Raw genomic sequence first — 21,192 nt, 5'->3', positions numbered from 1 at the left:
CATCCATGCCCACATGTGCAGGAAAAAGATGCGAACCGTCCTGATCATTGACGACAACCCGGCGGTGGGCGAGGCGCTGTCGCTGCTGCTCTCGCTGCACGACATCCGCCCGCTGATCGCGATGACGCCCGAAGAGGGTCTGGCGATGCTCGACCGCGAGCTGGTCGACGTGGTGATCCAGGACATGAACTTCACCGCCGACACCACCTCCGGCGAGGAGGGCGTGGCGCTGTTCCGCGCGATCCGCCAGCGTCATACCGACCTGCCGCTGATCCTGCTGACCGCCTGGACCCACCTGGAAACCGCGGTGGAGCTGGTCAAGGCCGGCGCAGCCGACTACGTGGCCAAGCCGTGGGACGACACCAAGCTGCTGGCCACGGTGGAGAACCTGCTGGAGCTGTCCGAGTCCACCCGCGAGGTCAACCGCACCCGCCGCGAACGCCGGCGGCGGCGCGACGTGCTGCGCCAGACCTACGAGCTGGACAGCCTGGTGTTCGCCTCCGACGCAATGGCGCAGACGCTGGAGCTGGCCTGCCAGGTGGCGCGATCGCACGTGCCGGTGCTGATCACCGGGCCCAACGGCTCGGGCAAGGAGCGCATCGCCTGCATCGTGCATGCGAACTCGCCGGTGCGGAACGGGCCGTTCGTGGCGGTCAACTGCGGCGCGCTGCCGGGCGAGCTGATCGAGGCCGAGCTGTTCGGCGCCGACGCCGGTGCCTACACCGGCGCCAACAAGGCGCGCGAGGGTCGTTTCGAGTTGGCCGATGGCGGCACGCTGTTCCTGGACGAGATCGGCAATTTGCCGCTGCCCGGGCAGGTCAAGCTGTTGCGCGTGCTGGAGACCGGGCAGTTCGAGCGGCTGGGTTCCGGACGCACGCGGCAGGTCAAGGTGCGCGTGCTGTCGGCCACCAACGCCGATCTCAAGGCGATGGTGCGCGCGGGCACCTTCCGCGAAGACCTGTACTACCGCCTCAACGTGATCGAGGTGAACCTGCCGCCGCTGTCCGAACGCACCGACGACATCGTGCCGCTGGCCGAGCACTTCCTCGATGGTCGCGCCGAGCTGGGTGACGTCGCGCGCGAGGCGCTGGTCAGCTATCCCTGGCCCGGCAACGTGCGTGAACTGAAGAATGCGATCGAGCGCGCCGCGCTGCTGGCGACCGACGGCGTGGTCACCCCGCCATTGCTCAACCTGCCGCAGCATACGCCCACGGTGGCCCGCAACCTGGACGAGCCCAGCCGCGAGGCGGTGGAAACCGCGCTGCACCGCGCCGATGGCGTGGTCAGCCGCGCGGCGCAGTCACTGGGCCTGTCGCGCCAGGCGCTGTACCGGCGAATGGAACGCTACGGGCTGGCCACCGGCTGATCATCGGCGCAGGGCGCAAGGCGGGCTTCGATCCGCTCTTGTGGGTCGCGGCCCGCAGTGGCTGGTGGGGCGCAAGCCCACCCTGCAAACGTGCGTTTCGGCGGTTGCCGCTATCGAAAGGGCGCGGGATGATCAACGCCAGTTCGACCCAGGAGCAGGATCCATGCGTATCGCCACCATCGTACTTGCCTCCCTGTTGGCCGCCGCAGCGGCACAGGCCCAGTCGGTTCCGCCGGCTTCCCACGCCAGCGACAGCTGGAACGCGCCGGCGCCGGCGTCCACCGCCAGCTATCGCGCCGATGCGGCCAGTCCGCTGACCGAACGCAAGTCCGAATCGCCCTTCAAGTTCAAGGAGCGCCGCGATCATCGGCCGTTGCCGGGCAATGCCGCGCAGCGGCATTCGGGCAACGCGGCCGTGGGCGCCATGGGTGCGGACAGCAACGGCCGGCCCGCGGTGAGCTGCCCGCAGACGCCGATGGATCCTGCGTGCCACTGAAGCCGTCGGCCCGGCGCCGGAACCGAGCATGCAACTGAGATCGCTGCAGGCCCGGCTGACCGGGTTACTGATGCTGGCCAGCCTGAGCGGCGCGCTGGTCTACGCCGGGATCACCCGGTGGCCGCTGCCGCAGCTGCTGTCGTGGCTGCGCCATGACCCGCGGCTGGGCGCCCATTTGCCGGCTTGGCCGGGCGTATCCGGCGGCCTGCTGGCCAGCCTGCTGGTGCTGTTGCCGCTGGCGTTCTGGCTGGGCGGACAGGTCATGGCACCGATCCGCCGCCTGCTGCGTGCGCTGGAAGGTGCCGTGGCCAGTTATCGCGATGGCGACTTCAGCTTTTCCATCGCGGTCGACCGCCGCGACGAGCTGGGCGAGCTGGTACGCATGCACAACGCGCTGGGGGCCACCCTGCGCGAACAGCGCCAGCACCTGGTGCAGCGGGAGCTGCTGCTGGACACGGTGGTGCAGCACACGCCGGTGGCGCTGGTGCTGGCCAACACCCAGGGACGCATCGCCTACGCCAACATCGCCGCGCGGCACCTGTTCAATGAAGGGCGCAGCCTTAACGGCCTGGACTTTGGCGAGCTGCTGGACAACGTGCCTGAAGCACTCCGCCACGCGGTGGAAAGCGGCGAGGACGCCCTGCTCACCGTGCCGATGGACGGCGCCGAGGAAACTTTCCACCTGTCGCAGCGGGTATTCCGCCTGCAGGGCCGGCCGCACCGGTTGTTCTCGTTGCGCCGCATGACGCGCGAGCTGTCGCGGCAGGAAGTGGCGACCTGGAAGCGGGTGATCCGGGTGATCAGTCACGAGCTCAACAACTCGCTGGCGCCGATCTCCTCGCTGGCGCACTCCGGCGCCGAGCTGGCCCGGCGCGGCGACATGGCGCGGCTGCCTGGCGTGTTCGCCACCATCGGCGAGCGCGCGCGCCACCTCCACGGCTTCATTGCCGGCTACGCCAGCTTTGCCAAGCTGCCCACGCCGCAGCCGCAGTCGATCGACTGGCAGGCCTTCCTCGACAGCCTGGCGCTGCACTGCCGCTACCAGTTGGTGGGAGAGGTACCAGCCGAGCCGGGCTGGTTCGACAAGGCGCAGATCGAGCAGGTGCTGATCAACCTGATCAAGAACGCGCACGAGGCCGGCGGCGCGGAGGACGGCGTGACCCTGTCGCTGGCGCAGGTGGGCCAGGACTGGCGCATCGAGGTGGCCGACCACGGCCCGGGCATGAGCGAGACGGTGCTGGCGCAGGCGCTGCTGCCGTTCTATTCGACCAAGCGCGCCGGTACCGGGCTGGGGCTGGCGCTGGCGCGCGAGATCACCGAGGCGCACGGCGGTCGCATCATGCTGGCCAACCGCGAAGAAGGCGGCCTGCGCGTGAGCCTGCTACTGCCCGCCCGGCCCCTGTAAGGGACCTCGAATAACCCTCTTTTGCTCAGCCAAAGCGCACCGCAGTCCGGAGATCTGCGGGGCCGCCGGTTGAGCTCCTCCCCCTGCTTGCAGGGGGAGGTTGGAAGGGGATGAGGCTTTGATCTTAAAGCCAAGAACACCCCTCCCCAGCCCTCCCCTGCAAGCAGGGGAGGGAGCCGAAGCGGCGCCTGTCAACGGGAGTTTTCGAGATCCCCTGCAGGAGCGCACCCTGTGCGTGACCGCGCGGCTGGATCGCGCATGGGGTCGCGCATAGGGCGCGCTCCTATAAGGGAACCTCGAACAACCCTCTTTTTGCTCAGCCAAAGCGCACTGCTGTCCGGAGATCTGCGGGGCCGCCGATGGAGCTCCTCCCCCTGCTTGCAGGGGGAGGTTGGGAGGGGGTGAGGCTTTGATCTTAAAGCCAAAAGCACCGCTCCCCTGCAAGCAGGGGGAGCCGAAGCAGCGCATGTCGACGGGAGTTTTTCGAGATCCCCTGTAGGAGCGCCCAAGGGCGCTCCTACAGGGGCTGGCGGCCTGTCCGCTCGCCTATACTCGTCCTTCAACCACAGGAGGGGGAGCCATGGGCAGCATCGTGATCGGTGTCGTCATCATCGTGCTGGCGATCATCGTGATCGCCAAGCTGGTACGGATCGTGCCGCAGGGGTACGAATGGACGGTCGAGACGTTCGGCCGCTACACGCGCACGCTCAGCCCCGGGCTGCATTTCCTGATTCCGTTCTACCAGGCGGTCGGCGCCCGCATGAACATGATGGAACAGGTGCTGGACGTGCCTTCTCAGGACGTCATCACCAAGGACAACGCCGTGGTGCGCGTCGACGGCGTGGTGTTCTACCAGGTGCTGGACGCGGCCAAGGCCGCCTACGAGGTGGCCAACCTGGAGCAGGCCTCGCTGGCGCTGGTGATGACCAACATCCGCACCGTGCTGGGCTCGATGGACCTGGACGAATCCCTGAGCAAGCGCGACACCATCAACGCGCAGCTGCTGCGCGTGGTCGACGAGGCCACGCACCCGTGGGGCGTCAAGGTCAATCGCATCGAGATCAAGGACATCGCGCCGCCGCGCGACCTGGTCGATGCGATGGCCAAGCAGATGAAGGCCGAGCGCGAGAAGCGCTCCAACATCCTGGAAGCCGAGGGCTTCAAGCAGGCGGCGATCCTCAAGGCCGACGGCGAGAAGCAGAGTGCGATCCTGGCCGCCGAGGGCAAGAAGGAGGCCGCGTTCCGCGAGGCCGAGGCGCGCATCCGCCTGGCCGAGGCCGAGGCGGAGGCGACCCGGCTGGTCTCCGACGCGATCGCCAGCGGCAACCTCAACGCGCTGAACTACTTCGTCGCCAACAAGTACGTCGAGGCGCTGAAGGAAATCGCCCATTCGCCCAACCAGAAAATGCTGCTGCTGCCGATGGAGGCGACCGGCATCATCGGGTCGCTGGCCGGCATCGCGGAGCTGGCGAAGGAGTCGCTCTCGCAGCAGGGGGCGGGCAGGGCGGTGCCGCCGCCGCGCTGAGACCGGGCCTGAACCGGCCAAGGGGGAGGCGCTGCTCGAAGCTGACAGTCATCAGCCTGTAACGTCTGCCCGCCATCCATCGTCGCCTGAACGGGAGCCCCGCATGTTCTCCACCCTCGCAATCCATCACCTGTGGTGGCTGCTGGCCCTGCTGCTGATCGCGCTGGAGGTCGCCCTGCCGGGCTACTTCCTGCTGTGGATCGGTATCGGGGCTGGCGCCACCGGCGTGCTGGTCTGGTTGATGCCCGGCATGTCGCTGCTGGCGCAGGCGATCGCCTTTGCGGTGCTGGCGTTCCTGTCCTGCGTGATCTACGCCTACGGGCTGCGTCCGAGACTCCGCCGCGGTGACGCCGCCAGCGAGCGGCTCAACCGCCGCGGCGCGCAGATGGTCGGCCAGCGCTACGTGCTGATCGAGCCGATCGTCCATGGTCGCGGCAAGGCGCGCGTGGGTGACGGCGAATGGCTGGTCAATGGCCCGGACCTGCCGTTGGGCGCGACCGTCGAAGTGCTCAGCGTCGAGGGCAATACATTGCAGGTCCGGCCCGCCGCATGAGCGCCGCCGGCAGCGCAGCACTGGCGCCGTTCGATACGCGCATTGCCTTTCTGGTCGAGCTGGCGCGCCGGTTGCACCAATGGGGCACGTCGGCGCCGCGACTGGAAATGGCCATTGCCGGTGCGGCGCAGCAGCTGGACGTGATCGCCGACGTCTGGTCCAGCCCCACCGCGATCATCATCTCCTTTGCCGAGATCGGTCGCGACGAGGAAGGGCTGGCCCAGGTCACCCAGGTGATGCGGTTGCCGCCGGGCGACGTGAACCTGGCGCGGTTGTGCGAGGCCGACGCGATCGCCGATCGCGCCATCGCCGGCGAGCTGGGCCTGCGCGAAGGCTTTCGCCTGCTGCGCGCACTGGGGCTGCCGGAAACGCGGCGCGCGCAGGCCGGCCTGGTCGGCAGCTACGGGCTGTCGGCCGCCTGCGTGGCGGCGCTGTTCCTGCACAGCTCGTGGGCCGACCTGGTGGTGGCCGGCGCGATCGGCCTGGTGATCGGCCTGATCACCGTGCTGTCGTCCACGCGGCCACGGCTGGCCGTGGCCAGCGAGGCGATCAGTGCGCTGGTGGCCACGGCGGTCGCGATCCTGGTCAGCGCTTTCGTGGTGCCGCTGGCGGTCAGGTCGGTGGTGCTGGCCGCGCTGATCGTGCTGGTGCCGGGCATGTCGCTGACCACTGCGGTGCGCGAGATTTCCAGCCAGCACCTGACCTCTGGCATGGCGCGCATGGGCGGCGCGATCGCCACGCTGCTCAAGCTGACCTTCGGCACGGTGGCGGCCAGCCAGGTCTGCGCGGCGTTCGGCGTGACCGCGGTCAACTATGTGTTGCCGCCGCTGCCGCGCTGGACGGACTGGCCGGCCCTGCTGATCGGTGCATTGGGATTCGCCATCCTGTTCCGCGCGGCACGGCGCGATTGGGCCGTGGTGGCGGGCGCGGTGAGCATCGGTTACCTGGCCACGCGCTGGGGCGGCCTGCTGTCACAAGCGGTGCCCGGGCCGCCGGTCGGCGCGTTCCTCGGGGGCCTGCTGCTGGGCGCCCTGGCCAATGTATACGCACGCTACCTGGGCCGGCCGGGCGCGGTGGTGCGCGAACCGGGCATCATCCTGCTGGTGCCCGGCAGCGTGGGGTTCCAGAGCGTGTCCTACCTGTTCGAGCGTGACACCACGCTGGGCATGGACAGTTTCGTCCTGCTGATCACGCTGCTGATTTCGCTGGTGGCAGGGCTGCTGTTCGGTGATCTGTTGATTTCGCCTCGTCGTTCGCTTTGATGCCCTAGCGGGGGCATCGCGCCCTTTCAGGGCGCAGGGTCAAGGCAAGGGCCTCCCCCTCTCCCCAGCCCTCTCCCCCAAGCAGGCTCGGGGGAGAGGGAGCAAAGGCGGCAAGCTCGCGCAATCCGCTCCCTCTCCTCCGGCCCCGCCGGGGGAGAGGGGCGGGGAGAGGGGGAGGCTCTTGTTCGCCCAGGCGACTCAACCCTGCGCGTCGTCGTCCCCACCCTCGTCCTGCTGCAAATCCTTCAGCAGCTTGAAGATCTCCCGATAGGCCCGCGGCGGCTTGTTCGCCGCCCGCTCGCTGCGCGCCTGGCGGATCAGCGAGCGCAGGTGCTGGCGGTCGATGGCAGGGTGTTCGGCGATCAGCGTGGCGGCCGCTTCGTCGTCGTCCAGCAGGCGTTCGCGCAGCGCCTCCAGGCGATGCATGGCGGCGGTTTCCTGCCGCTGGCGCTCGCGGTTCTCGCCCAGTTCGGCGCGCACGCTGTCGAAGACCGCGTCTTCATGGCGGCGCATCTTCTTGGCCAGGAACGCCAACTGGCGCTTGCGTGCGATATGCGAGGCGATGCGGCGCACGTTGGCGATTTCATCGCGCACCTCTTCGGGCAGGTCGAGCTTCGCCAGCCGGCTGGGCGGCAGTTCGACCAGCTGGGTGGCGAGCGCAAGCACGGCAAGCGCCTCACGGCGCTGCTGGGTGCGGCTGGGGCCGTAATCCTGTTCGTCGAGTTCGGTCTGGTTGCGGCTGCGGCTGGGGCTCACGGGCGTTCCAAGGGGTCGGGGCTGGCATCTTCCAGCGCAAAGCGGGGTACGGGGCGGCCATCGACGGCGACGGTTTCCTCGAACATGGCGGCCGGGCGCACCCACAGGCCTTGCTCGCCGTAGAGCGCCCGGTAGACCACCAGCTCTTCCAGCGTTTCGCTGTGGCGGGCCACGCCCAGTACCTGGTAGCGCTGACCCTTGTAATGACGATAGACGCCAGCGACCGGTGGCATGCGCGCTCCTTTGGCACGTTCCTTTTTTTTGGACGGGGGCGACCCCATCTCCGGAAGTCGTGCGGTGTTCGCCGCCCATTCTACCTGCCTGAAGGAACGCCCCGTGAGTGCAGCCGTCTTGCCCGCCGACTCCAGCCAACAGGAACTCGACCGCCTGGCCGAGCTCGCCGAGGACGTAATCCGCCGCGCGCGCGCGGCCGGCGCCAGCGCGGCCGAAGTGGCTGCGAGCGTCGACAGCGGGCTCAGCGTGAACGTGCGGCTGGGCGAGGTGGAGACGGTCGAGCACACGCGCGACCGCGGCTTCGGCCTGACCGTGTACTTCGGCCAGCGCAAGGGCACCGCCAGCACCGCCGACCTCAACGCTGCCTCGGTGCAGGCGACGATCGACCAGGCCTGCGCGATCGCGCGCTACACCGAGGCCGATCCGGCCGCCGGCCTGGCCGATCCGACGCGGATGGCCACCGAGTTCCCCGACCTCGACCTGTGGCATCCGTGGCACGTCGAAACGGCCGAGGCGATCGAGCTCGGCCAGCGGATCGAGGCCGCCGGCCGTGCGCATGCGGGCATCACCAACTCCGATGGCGCCGCCGTGCAGGCCGGCCAGACACTTTCGGTGTACGCCAACTCGCACGGCTTCGTCGGACGCGAGCGCGCCACGCGGCATGCGCTGTCGCTCTCGCTGATCGCCGGTGAAGGCGACGGCATGCAGCGCGACTACTGGTACGACAGCGTGCGGGATGCGGGCGACTTCATGAGCGCGCAAGCGCTGGGCGACAAAGCGGCCGGGCGTACGCTGGCACGGCTGAACTCGCGCAGCCTGGGCACGCGCCAGTGCCCCGTCCTGTTCGTGCCGGAACTCGCGCGCGGCCTGATCGGCCACCTGGTCAGCGCGGTGAGCGGCGGTGCCCTGTACCGGCACGCCAGCTTCCTGCTCGACCACGCCGGCAAACGCTTGATGCCCGAATGGATGAACATCGTCGAACGCCCGCTGCTGCCGCGAGGCATGGGTTCGGGCGCATTCGACGCCGAGGGCGTGGCCACCGCCGACAGCGCACTGGTGGAGAACGGCGTGCTGGCCCGCTACATCCTGGGCAGCTATTCGGCACGCAAGCTGGGGCTGGCCTCGACCGGCAACGCCGGCGGCATCCACAACCTGCTGGTCGAGCCTGGCCAGGACGACTTCGCCGCGTTGCTCGAGCGCATGGGCACCGGCCTGGTGGTTACCGAGGTGATGGGCCAGGGCGTGAGCACGCTGACCGGCGACTATTCGCGCGGCGCGGCCGGCTTCTGGGTCGAGAACGGGCAGATCGCCTATCCGGTGGAGGAAATCACCATTGCCGCCAACCTGCGCGACATGTTCGCCGGCATCTTGGCGGTGGGCAGCGACGTCGACCGGCGCGCGCAGATCCTGACCGGCTCGATCCTGCTGGACCGGATGACGGTGGGCGGCCAGTAGCCCAACCGGCTATGGCATCGGCGGGCGGCTTTGCTAGCATCGCCGCACGGGCGCCGCCGGCGTCACCGAAGGCCACAGGAGACACGCATGAGTGTTCCACCCGATTCCGTCGTCCCGCCTCCGCCGCCGCCGGGCGAGCCGGTGCCGCCGCCCGAGTCGTTCGACCCGGCCGGCATGCCCAGCCATGAAGAGCGTCAGTGGGCGTTGTTCGCGCACCTGTCGGCGCTGTTGGGCGGGCTGCTCACCGGCGCCTTCGCTGGCCTGGGCTGCTTCATCGGCCCGCTGGTGATCTGGTTGCTGAAGAAGGACACCATGCCCTTCGTCGACGACCAGGCCAAGGAAGCGCTGAACTTCAACATCACCCTGGCCATCGTCGGCGTGGTGCTATTGCTGCTCACGCTGGTCACCTTCGGCTTCGGTGCGCTGTTGACCGTGCCGATCGGCATCCTGGTGGGCATCGCCTGGCTGGTGTTCACGATCATTGCCGCGGTGAAGGCGAACGAGGGCGAGCGTTACCGCTACCCCTTCACACTGCGGTTGATCAAGTAAACGCGAGGCGGGCTTCGGCCCGCTTCTGCTTCCAGGGGCCGGTGGTGGGCTGAAGCCCACCGTACGGGAGGCCGGTGTAGGGTGGGCTTCAGCCCACCATTGGATCTTCAATGCGCGCGGTGGGCCGCGTATAGCGCCAGCTCTTCCAGCAGCGCGGCGCGCGGTCCAAAGGAAGCTATGGCCTCCAGCGCCGTGGCGGTAAGTTCCGTCAGCCGCATGCGCGAAGCCTCCAGGCCGATGATCGAGGAGAAGGTCGGCTTGTCGGCCGCCGCGTCCTTGCCGGCGGTCTTGCCGATCACCGCCGATTCGCCTTCCACGTCCAGGACGTCGTCGCGCACCTGGAAGGCCAGGCCGACCGCGGCGGCATAGCGGTCCAGCGCCTCGATCGCGGCGGCGTCGGCACCGGCGGCAAGCGCTCCCAGGTGCACGGCGGTGCGGATCAGCGCGCCGGTCTTGCAGGCGTGCATGTGTTCCAGCTCGTCCAGCGTCAGCTTGCGGCCCACCGCGGCCAGGTCCAGCGCCTGCCCGCCGGCCATGCCCTCGGCGCCGCAGGCGCGGCCGAGCACGCGCAGCATCTGCAACGCCCGCGCGGGATCGTTGCCGGCGTGCGGGTCGTGCGCCAGGATCTCGAAGGCGAGCGCCTGCAGTGCATCGCCGGCGAGGATCGCCATCGCTTCGCCGTAGACCACGTGGCAGGTCGGGCGGCCACGGCGCAACGCGTCATCGTCCATGGCCGGCAGGTCGTCGTGGACCAGCGAATAGGCGTGGATCAGCTCGACCGCGCAGGCCGGCGCATCCAGCTCGGCGCCATCGCAACCGAGCGCGTGTCCGGCGGCGTAGACCAGCAGCGGGCGCAGGCGCTTGCCGCCACCAAGCACGGCGTAGCGCATCGCCCGGTGCAACTCCAGCGGCGGCTGCTGTTCGGACGGCAGCACGCGCGCCAGCGCGGCATCGGCGCGCGCGGTTACCGCGAGCAGCCGGGGGCCGAGTTGGGGCGGCGCGTCAGGGTTGGGATTCGAAGGGTTCGGCGTTGTCGGGCGCATCGGGATCGAGCAGCAGGCGCACGCGCAGTTCGGCCTGGTCCAGGGCCTGCTGGCAGTGTCGGTAGAGGCCGATGCCGCGCTCGAAGGAGGCCAGCGATTCGTCCAGGCTCAGCTCCCCGCCTTCCATGCGCCCGACCAACTGTTCGAGCTCGTCCAGCGAGTGTTCGAAGTCGGCGACGGATGGGGTTTCCGCGGGGGCGGGAGCGGGTTTGGCCATGGGCCGCAACGCTAGCGCAGCGAGGTGTCGGAATCAATGTTTTGCAGGCGCGCGGCCCTTCGATTCCGGCCTTTCGCACCCAGGCTCAGGGTGAATGGTTGAGCGCAGCTACCCGCCCGCTCCCGATCACCCCGTTCGCGCTGAGCGTAGGCCGCGGGCCGCGGGCCGAAGTCGAAGCGCTGGCCTCGAGCCCACGCCCCGAATCCCTCTTCCTCCGGGAGCGGGCGTCGACAGGCGGGTGAGGATCCGGGCGGAGCGAGACGTTCGTGCAGACCGGCCGGGCTCAACGGGCCGGACTCCAATTCGGGTGGGCGCCAAAGGCGTCGAAAAGCGCCGCGCCCTGGGCCGTCCGCCATAGATCGGCGACCGCGACCAGTTCCCCTTCCGCATAAAGCAGCGGACAGGTCGCGCGTTGCCAGGGCGGCAGGGTGATTTGCTGGAACAGGTCGCGCAGTTCGCGGGTGTGACGATCGCCGGCGGGCCGGATGCGTTCGCCACCGCGGCGCAGGCGCACGCTCAGCGGCGCGGGCAGGCGCCTGGCCGGATCGAGCACGAGCTGGCCGCCATCGGGCAAGGCCAGTGCCTCGCCGTGCCACGCGGCCTCCCAGCACGGATCGACCGGCGGCCGCGGTGCATGCGCCCACAGTCGCCCCTTCCAGATGTGCAGCTCGGCACCCGGCCAGCGCACGCACGGTTGCTGGCCCGCACGGGCGCCGCACTGGCGCTCGATCTGCCGGCGCTGCGCGGCGGTGGGCGCGGGCAGGCCGCGGGCGTGCAGCCAGTGATCGAGCAGGGGTTCGCGCAGGGCCGGTTCGAGGGCGAGCCAGCCGTGTGCATCGAGGGTGCCGGTCCGCGGCTCGTGCAGGCTCGCGAGCGCCTCCAGCCAGCGTACGCGCAGGCTGTCGTCCGCGGCGCGGCAGAGCGCCGCGCTGTGCAGGATCGAATCGACCGCATGCGGCCAGTGCCGGCGCAGGCGCGGCAGGACTTCCTGGCGCAGGTGGTTGCGCGCGAGGGTGGTGTCGCGATTGGAAGGATCCTCGATGCAGCGCAACCGATACTGTTGCAGGTAGGCTCGCAACACTTCGCGTGGCAGCTCCAGCAGCGGCCGCCAGAGCCGGCCGCGGCCGAGCGGTCGGATCGCCCGCATGCCGCCCAGCCCCTGCGGGCCGGCGCCTCGCAGCAGCTTGAGCAGCACCGTTTCGGCCTGGTCGTCGCGGTGGTGCCCGAGCAGCAGCCATTCGTCCGGCTGGAGGATCTCGGCGAAGACGGCGTAGCGGGCATGCCGCGCGGCCGCCTCGAGTCCCTCGCCACCGTCGCGGGCGACCTCGACCCGGCGCACTTCGCAGGCGACGCCGAGCGAGACGCAAAAGGCCTGGGCCTGCGCCGCCCAGGCGCCACTGTGCGGATGCAGCCCGTGATCCACGTGCAGCGCACGCAGGCCGCGTTCGTGCGCTCCGTGCACCGCCGCCAAGGCGTGCAGCAGCGCGGACGAGTCCGGGCCGCCGCTGAAGGCCACGCAAAGGGAGCCGTCGGGATGGTCTTCGAGGACCTGGCGCAGCGTGTCGGGCAGCGTGCGCGGGCTACTCACGGCTGGCCGGCTTCTTCTTGTTGCGCACGTAGAGGTGCTTGCCGTTGCCGAGCTGGCGCTCCTCGGTCTGGAACAGCCCGATCGCGCCGACCAGGCCGCTGAGCTTGCCGTAGCCCCAGTTGCGCGAGTCGAACTCCGGCGCGCGCTTGCTGACCATGCTGCCGACCGCCCCCAGGCCGGCCCAGCCGGTGTCGTCGGCGGCATCCTCGATGGCGCTGCGCAGCAGGTTGACGAGCCGGGTGTCCTGGCGCAGATCCTGCGTGCTCGGACGCTCGGCGGGCTCGGTGGACTTCCCTCCGGCGCTGTCCGCCTCGCCCAGCACGTCGGTATAGATGAACTTGTCGCAGGCAGCCACGAACGGGCTCGGCGTCTTGCGTTCGCCGAAGCCGTAAACGGTCAGTCCGGATTCGCGGATGCGCCGGGCCAGCGTGGTGAAATCGCTGTCACTGGAGACGATGCAGAAGCCGTCGAAGCGCCCGGTGTAGAGCAGGTCCATCGCGTCGATGATCATCGCCGAATCGGTGGCGTTCTTGCCCTTGGTGTAGCCGAATTGCTGGATCGGCTGGATCGAGAAGTCGAGCAATTGCTCCTTCCAGCCGCGCAGGTGGTTGTCGGTCCAGTCGCCGTAGGCGCGCTTGACGTGCGCGGTGCCGTAGCGGGCCACTTCGGCGAGCAGACCCTCGGCCAGCCCGGGCTGGGCGTTGTCGGCGTCGATCAGTACGGCGAGTTTGGCATGGTCGGCCATGGCGATGCCCTGGGGGAATGGACCCCGATAGTAAACCGCGGGCGGGCGAGGCTCTTCTGAGGGAACCTCGACAAGCCCCGAAAGCTTCCGGCACCCACTGTAGAGCCCACTTGTGGGCGATGCTTTTGCCGGTGCAATCAGGCGTAACGGCATCGCCCGCAAGTGCGCTTCTACAAAAGCGTCGCGCGAAGGGAGCTATTCGAGGTTCCCTGCAGGAGCGCGCCCTGCGCGCGGCCGCAGGCACCCCGCTCGCGCACAGGTGCGCTCCGACAGGTCAGCGGCTGAAGTTGAGTTCGATGTCCAGGCCGCAGGGATCGGTCAGGAAGAGCTGTACCTGGCCAAGTTCGGGCACTTCGTCGATTTCGTAAGCCAGCCCGGCCGCGTCCATGCGTGCGCGGGCGGCGGCGAGATCGGTGCAGGCGAAGGCCAGGTGGTTGAAGTGGCCGGTCGGAGCTGGCGCGGCGTCGCCGGGCGCGGCGACGGTCAGGTGCAGCACGTCGGTCTCGCCGGCGTAGAGCCAGTGGCCGTGCGAGCGGAACGCCGGCCGCGGGCCTTCGCGCAGGCCTACCACGTCGATGTAGAAGCGGCGCAGGCGCTGGATCACCGCCTCCGGCGCGCGGATGTTCGCGTGGGCGAGGCCGCGCACGCCGGTCATGCGGCTTATTCCGCGTAAGCGCCGTAGCTGCGCAGGCGCCGGTAGCGCTGTTCCAGCAGATCCGGTTCGGGAATGGCCTCGAGTTCGTCGAGCTGGTTCATCAGCACCGCCTTCAGGCGGATGGCCATGGAGCGCGGGTTGCGGTGGGCGCCGCCCAGCGGCTCGCGCACGACCTTGTCGACCAGGCCCAGTTCGAGCAGGCGCGGGGCGGTCATGCCCAGTGCCTCGGCGGCGTCGCGTGCCTTGTCCTGGCTCTTCCACAGGATCGAGGCACAGCCTTCGGGCGAGATCACCGAATAGGTGGAGTACTGCAGCATGTTGACGCGGTCGCCCACGCCGATGGCCAGCGCGCCGCCGGAGCCGCCTTCGCCGATCACGGTGCAGATGATCGGGGTCTTCAGGTCGGCCATTTCCAGCAGGTTGCGGGCGATCGCCTCGCTCTGGCCGCGCTCCTCGGCGCCCACGCCGGGGTACGCGCCGGGAGTGTCGATGAAGGTCAGCAGCGGCAGGCCGAAGCGCTCGGCCGTCTTCATCAGGCGCAGCGCCTTGCGGTAGCCCTCCGGGCGCGGCATGCCGAAGTTGCGGCGCACCTTGGTCTTGGTGTCGCGGCCCTTCTGGTGGCCGATGATCATCACCGGCCGGTCGTTGATGCGGCCCAGACCGCCGACGATGGCGGCGTCGTCGGCGTAGGCGCGGTCGCCGGCCAGCTCCTGGAACTCCTCGCAGATCACGCCGATGTAGTCGTTCGTGTACGGCCGCGCCGGGTGGCGCGAAAGCTGGGTGATCTGCCACGAATTGAGGTTGCGGAAGATCTCGGCGGTCTTGGTCTTGAGCTTCTCGCGCAGGCGCGCGACTTCCTCGTCGATATTGAACGCCTGGCCATGGCTGGCATGGCGCAATTCTTCGACCTTCGCTTCCAGTTCGGCGATCGGCTGTTCGAAATCGAGGAAGTTGGGGTTCATTCGCGGGCCGTTCGTGACGCTGAGCGGGCCAGTATAGCCGGGGTGGGTGTCAAGGCGGGAACGGTGGCGTATGGCGGTTTGTTTCCTCTCCTTCCGGGAGAGGGTGCCCGCAGGGCGGGAGAGGGTGCGGGCGTGCTATCCGGCGTTACCGAACCCTCTGCCCAACCCCTTTCCCGGAGCGAGAGGGCTCATATCAGGCTTCGGACTTGACGATCCTGAGCTTGAGCCTCTCCCGACCCCTCTTCCCGGAGGTAGAGGGGCTCATCAGGCTTCGGACTTGACGATCCTCAGCTTGGCCGCATCCACCCACGGCAGCCCGCGCAGGGCGCGCAGCAGGTCGGGGATGGCGTTGACGCGCCATTCCTCTCCCAGCTCCAGGTCGGCCTGGGCGGTGCGGTTGTGGTAGCCGTACAGGATCACCGTGGCGCGGCCGCCACGGAAGCCGGCCAGCGTCTGCTTGAGTTCCTGCTCGAAACCGGGGGCGATGCCGTTGAGCTTCACCCGCAGCGCCCGCGCATGGTGGCGGCACGCGTCGGCGAGGGTCATGGCGCCGCGGGCGCGCAGCTGGAAGCCGCCGCCGGAGAAGTCGTCGATGCGCAGGCCGCCCTCGACGATGAGCATCTCGTCGCGGGTAAGCAGTGGAGCGACCTGCTGGTAGAGCTCGCCGAAGAAGCTGACCTCGATGGTGCCGGTGCCGTCCTCCAGCCGTACGAAGGCATCGCTGTCGCCGCGCTTGCGCACGGCGGTGACCATGCCGGCAACGGTCCAGGGCGTGTCGGGGCCGCGGCGGAAGCGGTTCTCCTCGCCGTCGCTCTTGCGTGGGCGCGGTGGCTGGTAGCGGTCGCCGATCTCGCCCAGCGGGCAGGTGGACAGTTGCGCCAGCTCCTCGCGCCACGGATCGGTCGGATGGCCGGAAAGATAGTGGCCCAGCGTCTCGCGCTCGCCCTGGAGCTTTTGCTCCAGCGGCCATTCCGGTGCGGTCGGCAGCTCGATCTGCACCACCGGCGCGACGCTTTCCATCATCGCCCCGAACATGTCGTTCTGGCCCGATTGCTTGTCGCGCAGATGCTGTTCGGCCGCCTTGATCGCATCGGGCAGTTGCAGCATCAGGCTGGCGCGGGTGGGGGCGAGCGCGTCCAGGCTGCCCGAGAGGATCAGCGCCTCGAGCACGCGGCGGTTGAGTTTGGACGAGTCGACGCGGCGGCAGAAATCGGCCAGGTCCCTGTACGGCCCGCCGCGCTGGCGCTCCTCCACGATGGATTCGCAGGCGCCCTGGCCGACGCCCTTGATCGCGCCCAATCCATATCGGATGACCTTCGGCTCGACCGCCACGAACATGAAATCCGAGGCGTTCACGTCCGGCGGCAGGATGGTCAGGCCGATCGCGCGCGACTCGTCCAGGAACGTCACCGCCTTGTCGGTGTTGTCCATGTCCGAGGAGATCGTCGCGGCCATGAACTCGGCCGGGTAGTGCGTCTTCAGCCAGGCGGTCTGGTAGGAGACCAGCGCGTAGGCGGCCGCGTGCGACTTGTTGAAGCCGTAGCCGGCGAATTTCTCCATCAGGTCGAAGATCTGGTCGGCCTTCTCGCCCGACAGTCCGTCCTTCGCCGCACCCTCGCGGAAGATGGCGCGGTGCTTGACCATCTCCTCGACTTTCTTCTTGCCCATCGCGCGGCGCAGCAGGTCGGCGCCGCCGAGCGTGTAGCCGCCGACGATCTGCGCCATCTGCATGACCTGCTCCTGGTAGACCATGATGCCGTAGGTCTCTTTCAGGACAGGCTCGACGCGCGGGTCGGGGTATTCGACCTCTTCGCGGCCGTGCTTGCGGGCCACGAAGCTGGGGATCAGGTCCATCGGACCGGGACGGTACAACGCCACCAGCGCCACGATGTCGCCAAAGCGGTCGGGCCTGGCGTCCTTGAGCATGCGCTGCATGCCGGAGGATTCGAGCTGGAACACCGCCACCGTCTGCGCACGCTTGAGCAGTTCGTAGGTGGGCGCGTCGTCCAGCGGCAGGGCGCCGATGTCCAGTGGTTCCTCGCCGGTCTGCGCGCGGCGCGCGTTGATCGCCTTGACCGCCCAGTCGATGATGGTGAGCGTGCGCAGGCCCAGGAAGTCGAACTTGACCAGGCCGACGGCCTCCACGTCGTCCTTGTCGTACTGCGTCACCACGCCACCGCCGCCGGGCTCGCAGTACAGCGGCGCGAATTCGGTCAACGGCCTGGGACCGATCACCACGCCGCCGGCATGCTTGCCGGCGTTGCGGGTGAGGTTCTCCAGCTTGAGCGCCAGATCCACCAGCGTGCGTGCGTCCTCGTCCTGCTCGTAGAGCTCGCAGAATTCCTTGACGACGCGGTCGGGCTCCTTTTTCGACTTATCCGAGCGGCCCAGTGCGTCGGAGAGCGTGAGGTCCAGCGGCCGCGGCGGGATCAGCTTGGCAATGCGGTCGACCTGGTTGTAGCCCATGCCGAGCACGCGGCCGGAATCGCGCAGCACCGCCTTGGCCGCCATCGAGCCGTAGGTGATGATCTGGCTGACATGGTCGCGGCCGTACTTGCGCGCGACGTAGTCGATCACCTCGTCGCGGCGGTCCATGCAGAAGTCGATGTCGAAGTCGGGCATCGACACGCGTTCGGGGTTGAGGAATCGCTCGAACAGCAGGTCGAACTGCAGGGGGTCCAGGTCGGTGATCTTGAGCACCCAGGCGACCAGCGAACCGGCGCCCGAGCCACGGCCGGGCCCGACCGGGATGCCGTTCTGCTTACCCCAATTGATGAAGTCGGCCACGATCAGGAAGTAGCCGGGGAAGCCCATGCGGATGATGACGTCGAGTTCGCGCTCTAGCCGCGCCTGGTAGTCCTCCAGGCTGTGCCCGGGTGCCAGCGGGTTGGTGGCCAGGCGCTCGGCCAGGCCCGCGCGCGCGGTCTCGCGGATGTAGCTGTCGAGGTCGTAGCCCTCGGGCACCGGGAAATCGGGCAGGTAGTAGGTGCCGAACTCGAGTTCCAGGTTGCAGCGCTTGGCCAGCTCGACCGTGTTCTCGAGCGCCTCGGGCAGGTCGGCGAAGAGCTCGGCCATCTGCGCGGGGGATTTAAGGTACTGCTGGTCGGCGTAATGGCGCGGGCGTTTCGGGTCGGCCAGCACGCGGCCCTGGTTGATGCACACGCGCGCCTCGTGCGACTCGAAGTCGTCCTGCTTGAGGAAGCGCACGTCGTTGCTGGCCAGCAGCGGCAGGTTCAGCGCGTCGCCCAGCGCCACCGCGGCGGTGTTCCAGGTCTCTTCGCCCTCGCGGCCGCAGCGGGTCAGCTCCAGGTACAGGCGGTCGGGGAACAGCCCCGACAGCGTCTGCAGTTTCGCGATGCCCGCATCCACGCCCTGGCTCAGCGCGACGCGGCCGACTTCGCTTTCACGGCCGAGCAGGGCGATCAGGCCGCCGGTCGATGCGGGCGTCAGCCAGCCGGCCTCGACCAGCGCCTTGCCGCCGTGCTGGCCATCGCGCCAGGCGCGCGAGACCAGCCGCGAAAGATTGAGGTAGCCCTCACGGTCCTGGCACACCACGGTCAGCCGCCACGGGCGCGGGTCGTCGGGCGAGCCGATCCACAAGTCGCAACCGCCGATCGGCTTGATGCCGGCCGCTTGGCAGGCCTTGTAGAACTTCACCAGCGCGAACATGTTGCTGTCGTCGGTGAGCGCCACCGCCGGCATGCCTTCGCGCACGCAGGCTTCGACCAGCGCCTTGATGCGGATGGTCGAGTCGACCAGCGAGTATTCGCTGTGCAGGTGGAAATGGACGAAGCGTGCGGACATCAAGGACTCGGGAGCATGCCCGGTGAGTCCGTGAAGGCTACGCTGTGGCGCCCGTTTCCCACAAGCTTGACAGGGCCGGATACCGCGCTGGCGGACTCAGTGGACGAGGAACCGCTCGTTGTCCTCGTTCCACTCGACGTAGTGGTCGAAGCCGGCGGTTTCCAGCGGATGCCGGTCGTAATCGGCGTGGGAGCGGACGAGGGGTTCGCCCGGGTTTTCGGTCGGCTCGGATACGGTCGGGCTGGCCGCGGGCGCGGCGAACGGCTTGAGCGCGGAGCGCACGTGGAAGAAGCGGGATAACATGGCACGACTCCTGCGGAAGGGCTTCCGCGGTGGAGAACGGCGCGTCCGTGCGAACGCTGGAAAACGGGTCGTTGCAACCGCTTTCCCCTGCATGATTAGGATGCGCCTTTCCGGCGGAAAGTTGCATAGACTTGTGGCCTATTTTCCGGTCCGGTCCGGTACGTCGCAGCCTGCGGCGCAAACCTTCAGAACAGCGTGCCCTGATCGAACAGCAGCCTCACCGGGGCGAAGCTGCGCCGGTGCAGCGGGCAGGGGCCCAACTGTTTCAGTGCGGCCAGGTGCTCGGGCGTGGAATAGCCCTTGTGACTGGCGAAGCCGTAACCGGGATGATGTCCGTCCATGACGCACATCAGACGGTCGCGGGTGACCTTGGCGATGATCGACGCCGCGCTGATCGCCGGTTCCAGCGCATCGCCTCCGACGATGGCGCGGCCGGGGCAGGGCATTGCCTTGGGCAATTGGTTGCCATCCACCAGCGCCTCGTGCGCGATCATCGACAGCCCGGCCACGGCGCGGCACATGCCGGCCATGGTCGCCTGGTAGATGTTGATGCGGTCGATTTCGTCCACGTCGACCAGCACGACATGCCATGCCAGCGCGCGTTCGACGATTTGTGTGTAGAGCGCTTCGCGGCGAGCGGGGGTGAGCTTCTTGGAGTCGTCCAGGCCGCGGATGCGGCGGCGCGGATTGAGGATCACGGCGGCTACCGCCAGCGGGCCGGCGAGGGGGCCGCGGCCGGCCTCGTCGACGCCGGCAATGAGGCGCGCGATCTTCGGCGAGGGCCGGGTGCGCTCAGGCGCCTGAAGGTTCGGCCGGGCGACATTGCATAGCACGTTTGCCTCCTCTCCCTTCCGGGGAGAGGATTGAGCGCCGCCCTGAGCCTGTCGAAGGGGTGAGGGGGCAAGGCTCGCGGCGGAGTTCACCAAAGCGGGCTCTGTAGACACACCGTCGCTAGAGCGGCCTTCCACCCCAGCCCTCTCCCCGGAGGGCAGAGGGAGCACAGCGGTGGCTTCGTCGAGATCGTCAGGCCGCACGGGGAGCCTCCAGCAACGCTGCCACGGCGGCGGCCGCGCGCTCGCCGGCGCCGCCTTCCTCGCCTCCGCGCAAGGTGCGGTGCAACTGTTCGAACGCCGCGACGACATGCCCGCGCCGCTCGCTGTCGGCGAACAGCGCGAGGGTCGCCTCGGCCAGGTTCGCCGCGGTGCAATCATCCTGCATCAGCTCCGGCACCAGCTTCTCCTCGCCCAGCCCGCAGGCGCGCGCCAGGATGTTGGGCAGCGCGTAGACGTCGGTCTTGAGCATGTTGAAGGCGCGGGCGATGCGGTAGCTCCACGGCGAGACGCGGTAGCCCACCACCATCGGCCGCTTGGCCAGCATCGCTTCCAGCGTGGCGGTGCCGGAGGCCAGCAGCACCACGTCGGCGGCCAGCATGGCCTCGTGTGCGTGGCCGTCGAGCAGCAACGGCGCGCTCTCGTCGCGCGGGCCCTTGGCCAGCAGCGCCTTCAGGCGCGCGTGCACCTGCGGGTTGGCGGCAGGCACCACGATCCGCAGGCCCGGCAGGGCGGCGCTGACGCGCTGCGCGGCGTCGACGAAGATGGCGCCCAGGCGCTCGATCTCCGAGGGACGGCTGCCCGGCAGCACCGCCAGCACGGGTGCGTCCTGCGGCAATTGCAGCACCTCGCGCGCGCCGCTGCGGTCCGATACCAGCGCGAAACGGTCGGCCAGCGGATGGCCGACGAAGCGGGCGTCGACGCCGTGGCGCTGGTAGATCGCCGGTTCCATCGGGAACAGGCACAGCACCCGATCGGCGCTGTGGCCGATCTTCTCCGCGCGCTGCTCGCGCCAGGCCCAGACCGACGGGCTTACGTAGTGCACGGTGCGCAGGCCGGCCTCTTTCAACCGACGCTCCACGCCCAGGTTGAAATCCGGCGCGTCGATGCCGACCACCACGTCGGGGCGGACTTCCAGCAAACGGGCGACCAGCGCCTTGCGCAGGCGCAGCAGGCGCGGCAGGTGTCGGATCACCTCGGCAAAACCCATCACCGACAGCTCGCGGATGTCGTACCAGGACTCGAAGCCCTCGCGCTGCATGCGCGCGCCGCCGATGCCGACGAAGCGGGCGGCCGGGTAGTGCTTGCGCAGCGCGGCGATCAGCTCGGCGCCGAGCTGGTCGCCGGAATCTTCGCCAGCGATGAGGGCGATTACGGGGGAGGAGCTCATGGGGCGGGAGTGTAGCGTGGCTTGCCCGCGGACGAGCCGGCGGATGGCCGCGGC

At 69.0% G+C, this 21,192-nt stretch carries 20 protein-coding genes; 8 read left to right on the top strand and 12 right to left on the bottom strand.

The genetic code is table 11. The features are described from left to right. Positions 1-28: 28 nt before the first annotated feature. The 6 genes from OSC30_RS07785 (at position 29) to OSC30_RS07760 (ending at position 6,607) form a co-directional block, all read left to right on the top strand. On the top strand, positions 29-1,366 hold the full coding sequence (locus tag OSC30_RS07785; protein ID WP_267171278.1) for a sigma-54-dependent transcriptional regulator: 1,338 nt from the start codon (positions 29-31) through the stop codon (positions 1,364-1,366). 163 nt (positions 1,367-1,529) lie between these two features. Next, complete coding sequence (locus OSC30_RS07780) at positions 1,530-1,862, top strand: hypothetical protein (RefSeq protein ID WP_267171277.1); 333 nt, start codon at positions 1,530-1,532, stop codon at positions 1,860-1,862. Positions 1,863-1,890: 28 nt separating this feature from the next. Further along, positions 1,891-3,267: a sensor histidine kinase gene (locus tag OSC30_RS07775; RefSeq protein WP_267171276.1), complete on the top strand. Its 1,377-nt coding sequence runs from the start codon at positions 1,891-1,893 to the stop codon at positions 3,265-3,267. A 580-nt stretch (positions 3,268-3,847) separates the two neighbouring features. Next, positions 3,848-4,792: an SPFH domain-containing protein gene (locus tag OSC30_RS07770; RefSeq protein ID WP_267171275.1), complete on the top strand. Its 945-nt coding sequence runs from the start codon at positions 3,848-3,850 to the stop codon at positions 4,790-4,792. A 103-nt stretch (positions 4,793-4,895) separates the two neighbouring features. Then, positions 4,896-5,345 carry an NfeD family protein gene (locus OSC30_RS07765; protein WP_267171274.1) on the top strand — a complete coding sequence of 150 codons (450 nt, stop codon included), beginning with the start codon at positions 4,896-4,898 and terminating at the stop codon, positions 5,343-5,345. Next, positions 5,342-6,607 (top strand): threonine/serine exporter family protein, encoded by a 1,266-nt coding sequence (locus tag OSC30_RS07760; protein ID WP_267171273.1) that lies wholly within the window; start codon positions 5,342-5,344, stop codon positions 6,605-6,607. Before OSC30_RS07765 ends, OSC30_RS07760 begins: the two co-directional genes overlap by 4 nt. A gap of 198 nt (positions 6,608-6,805) precedes the next feature. Here OSC30_RS07760 and yjgA read toward each other — a convergent pair whose 3' ends face one another. Both yjgA and OSC30_RS07750 read right to left on the bottom strand, forming a co-directional pair. After that, positions 6,806-7,363 carry a ribosome biogenesis factor YjgA gene (gene yjgA / locus OSC30_RS07755; protein ID WP_267171272.1) on the bottom strand — a complete coding sequence of 186 codons (558 nt, stop codon included), beginning with the start codon at positions 7,361-7,363 and terminating at the stop codon, positions 6,806-6,808. Then, on the bottom strand, positions 7,360-7,596 hold the full coding sequence (locus OSC30_RS07750; RefSeq protein WP_267171271.1) for a DUF1653 domain-containing protein: 237 nt from the start codon (positions 7,594-7,596) through the stop codon (positions 7,360-7,362). The genes yjgA and OSC30_RS07750 overlap by 4 nt, the downstream gene beginning before the upstream one ends. Positions 7,597-7,699: 103 nt before the next feature. Between OSC30_RS07750 and pmbA the strand changes: the two genes are divergently transcribed. Together pmbA and OSC30_RS07740 are read left to right on the top strand one after the other, a co-directional pair. After that, positions 7,700-9,052: a metalloprotease PmbA gene (gene pmbA / locus OSC30_RS07745; RefSeq protein ID WP_267171270.1), complete on the top strand. Its 1,353-nt coding sequence runs from the start codon at positions 7,700-7,702 to the stop codon at positions 9,050-9,052. Positions 9,053-9,139: 87 nt separating this feature from the next. Then, on the top strand, positions 9,140-9,601 hold the full coding sequence (locus tag OSC30_RS07740; protein ID WP_267171269.1) for a DUF4870 domain-containing protein: 462 nt from the start codon (positions 9,140-9,142) through the stop codon (positions 9,599-9,601). A gap of 107 nt (positions 9,602-9,708) precedes the next feature. Here the strand turns inward: OSC30_RS07740 and OSC30_RS07735 are convergent, their stop codons facing one another. From OSC30_RS07735 to lpxB, 10 genes are all read right to left on the bottom strand, one after another. Then, positions 9,709-10,644 carry a polyprenyl synthetase family protein gene (locus OSC30_RS07735; protein WP_267171268.1) on the bottom strand — a complete coding sequence of 312 codons (936 nt, stop codon included), beginning with the start codon at positions 10,642-10,644 and terminating at the stop codon, positions 9,709-9,711. Next, the gene (locus OSC30_RS07730) at positions 10,604-10,861 is read right to left on the bottom strand and encodes an exodeoxyribonuclease VII small subunit (RefSeq protein WP_267171267.1); all 258 of its coding nucleotides are present in this window, start codon (positions 10,859-10,861) and stop codon (positions 10,604-10,606) included. Before OSC30_RS07730 ends, OSC30_RS07735 begins: the two co-directional genes overlap by 41 nt. A 283-nt stretch (positions 10,862-11,144) precedes the next feature. Continuing rightward, entirely contained in the window at positions 11,145-12,449 is a 1,305-nt protein-coding gene (tilS, locus tag OSC30_RS07725) for a tRNA lysidine(34) synthetase TilS (RefSeq protein ID WP_323374201.1), read from the bottom strand. Next, positions 12,442-13,194 (bottom strand): NYN domain-containing protein, encoded by a 753-nt coding sequence (locus OSC30_RS07720; RefSeq protein WP_267171266.1) that lies wholly within the window; start codon positions 13,192-13,194, stop codon positions 12,442-12,444. The genes tilS and OSC30_RS07720 overlap by 8 nt, the downstream gene beginning before the upstream one ends. A 274-nt stretch (positions 13,195-13,468) precedes the next feature. Beyond that, complete coding sequence (locus OSC30_RS07715) at positions 13,469-13,849, bottom strand: VOC family protein (protein ID WP_267171265.1); 381 nt, start codon at positions 13,847-13,849, stop codon at positions 13,469-13,471. 5 nt (positions 13,850-13,854) lie between these two features. Beyond that, a complete protein-coding gene (locus tag OSC30_RS07710; protein WP_267171264.1) occupies positions 13,855-14,811 on the bottom strand; it encodes an acetyl-CoA carboxylase carboxyltransferase subunit alpha in 957 nt (318 codons plus the stop codon). Positions 14,812-15,075: 264 nt separating this feature from the next. After that, the gene (dnaE, locus tag OSC30_RS07705; protein ID WP_267171263.1) at positions 15,076-18,615 is read right to left on the bottom strand and encodes a DNA polymerase III subunit alpha; all 3,540 of its coding nucleotides are present in this window, start codon (positions 18,613-18,615) and stop codon (positions 15,076-15,078) included. A gap of 96 nt (positions 18,616-18,711) precedes the next feature. Beyond that, entirely contained in the window at positions 18,712-18,918 is a 207-nt protein-coding gene (locus OSC30_RS07700) for a hypothetical protein (protein ID WP_267171262.1), read from the bottom strand. 185 nt (positions 18,919-19,103) lie between these two features. Further along, positions 19,104-19,688, bottom strand: coding sequence for a ribonuclease HII (rnhB, locus tag OSC30_RS07695; RefSeq protein WP_267171319.1), 585 nt, complete (start codon positions 19,686-19,688; stop codon positions 19,104-19,106). 253 nt (positions 19,689-19,941) lie between these two features. Continuing rightward, a complete protein-coding gene (gene lpxB / locus OSC30_RS07690; RefSeq protein WP_267171261.1) occupies positions 19,942-21,138 on the bottom strand; it encodes a lipid-A-disaccharide synthase in 1,197 nt (398 codons plus the stop codon). Between the last annotated feature and the right edge of the window lie 54 nt (positions 21,139-21,192).

Origin of the sequence: Frateuria hangzhouensis (assembly GCF_026410505.1) — a bacterium.
GTDB lineage: Bacteria > Pseudomonadota > Gammaproteobacteria > Xanthomonadales > Rhodanobacteraceae > Frateuria_A > Frateuria_A hangzhouensis.
This window is presented reverse-complemented; position numbering and strand designations above follow the sequence as displayed.